This window comes from Limnospira sp. PMC 1279.21, assembly GCF_032349615.1.
GTDB classification, from domain to species: Bacteria; Cyanobacteriota; Cyanobacteriia; order Cyanobacteriales; family Microcoleaceae; genus Limnospira; species Limnospira fusiformis.
In genome coordinates, this window is sequence record NZ_JARPLU010000353.1 from 1 (window position 1) to 1,778 (window position 1,778).

Annotated in this window: 1 protein-coding gene; it reads left to right on the forward strand. The window is 47.0% G+C overall.

The genetic code is table 11. The features are described 5' to 3' along the window. Positions 1-89: 89 nt before the first annotated feature. Positions 90-968, forward strand: coding sequence for a lipoyl synthase (lipA, locus tag P5683_RS24480; RefSeq protein ID WP_006615955.1), 879 nt, complete (start codon positions 90-92; stop codon positions 966-968). The last annotated feature ends 810 nt before the right edge of the window (positions 969-1,778 follow it).

Consider the following 1,778-nt stretch of genomic DNA (forward strand, 5'->3'; position numbering starts at 1 on the left):
AGTCATCTCGTCCTCTCCATTATACGTCCTAAGTGTTCTGTCTTGTGCTATAATTGGCTAAAATCAAGCTAAACATATCATGAGCTACTATGGTATCTAAACCCGATTGGTTGAGAGTTAAAGCGCCCCAGTTCGAGCGCGTTGGGAACGTTAAAGGGATCCTGCGGGATCTGGGATTAAATACTGTCTGTGAAGAGGCTTCCTGTCCGAATATTGGGGAATGCTTCAACGCGGGGACGGCTACATTTTTGATTATGGGTCCGGCTTGTACCCGCGCCTGTCCCTATTGTGATATTGACTTTGAGAAAAAACCACAGGCTCTTGATCGGACAGAACCGGAAAGATTGGCTGAGGCGGTGCGACGGATGCAGTTAAATCATCTGGTGATTACGTCGGTGAACCGGGATGATTTACCTGATGGGGGAGCATCTCAATTTGTCCGCTGTATTGAATCGGTACGATCGCTATCTCCCAAAACTACCATAGAGGTATTAATCCCAGACCTGTGTGGCAATTGGGAAGCCCTAGAGACCATTCTACAGGCTAAACCAGAAGTCCTCAACCATAATACTGAAACTGTCCAACGATTATATCGGCGGGTTCGTCCCCAGGGTGACTATCACCGTAGTTTAGAATTATTAAGGCGATCGCGACAAATCGCCCCGTGGTTATATACCAAATCTGGGTTAATGGTAGGATTAGGTGAAACCGATGCAGAAATCCGCCAAGCCATGGTAGATCTGCGAGAGGTTGACTGCGATATCCTGACCCTAGGACAATACCTGCAACCGAGTTCTAAGCATCTGGCTGTAGCTGATTTTATTCCCCCGGAACAATTTGCGACTTGGAAAGCCTACGGGGAGTCTCTAGGGTTCTTACAAATTGTCGCTTCTCCCCTGACTCGTAGTTCCTACCATGCTGAACAGGTGCAGAAGTTGATGCAGCTTTACCCTCGCAGTTCCAATTAGCCAGCCATCAAAGTAGTAGCAGGTGAAAGGCTAATTGTGATCATGATCTCAGTGCGAGACGTTTAGGCATCAAATAGGGCTGCAATGCCCGAAATAACTGCCTAGTGGGTACTCCAACCCCTTGGTTGGATATAAGAAGCGAGCTGATGGCCATCCTCATAACTGTTTATATGTCCCAACGCTTGGACATGACCTTCCAAGCAAGGCAGGGAGCTCAAGGTCACAAAACAATTTGCTGAGTGGAGTCGTGACCCATTTCAGTAGAGAGCATGATTTCATCTCAAATTAGGTTAACATTTTACGGCAATACGGTATAATAAGCGAGAAGAGTGCGAGACGTTTAGGAGTCAAATAAGGCTGCAATGCCTGAAATAACCTCCTAGTGGGACTTCCACCCCTTGGTGGAATATAAGGGATTCGCACCCCTGACCATCCCATAACTGTTTATATGTCCCGACGCTTGGAGAAATCTAAGCAAGGCAGGGGACTCAAGGTCATAAACAAACTGAGAAATCAGGGCGTTGAGAGTAACGGCGATAGCCACCCCCAGTTTTAGGAATCACAGCCCGTCAGATTGAAGCGGGGAACGGAAGGCGTGAGGGAAACCTATTCCCAATAATCCGACCACTGCCAACTATCCATGACTAAGGAAATCTGAATGTTCCGGCTTGAACCATCGTAATTATTAAGTAGCGAAATAGGTTGATACGCTGCGCTCAAAAGAGCAAGGGGAAAAGTAGGAGTTTTCATCCACTACCTACACAGACCTTTAAAATTACCCCGGTGGACAGGACAAGTCTAAAGATGGAT

Coding starts and splice junctions, on each gene's coding strand:
- lipA (WP_006615955.1), top strand. CDS start 90: ATGGTATCTAAACCCGATTGGTTGAGAGTTAAAGCGCCCCAGTTCGAG.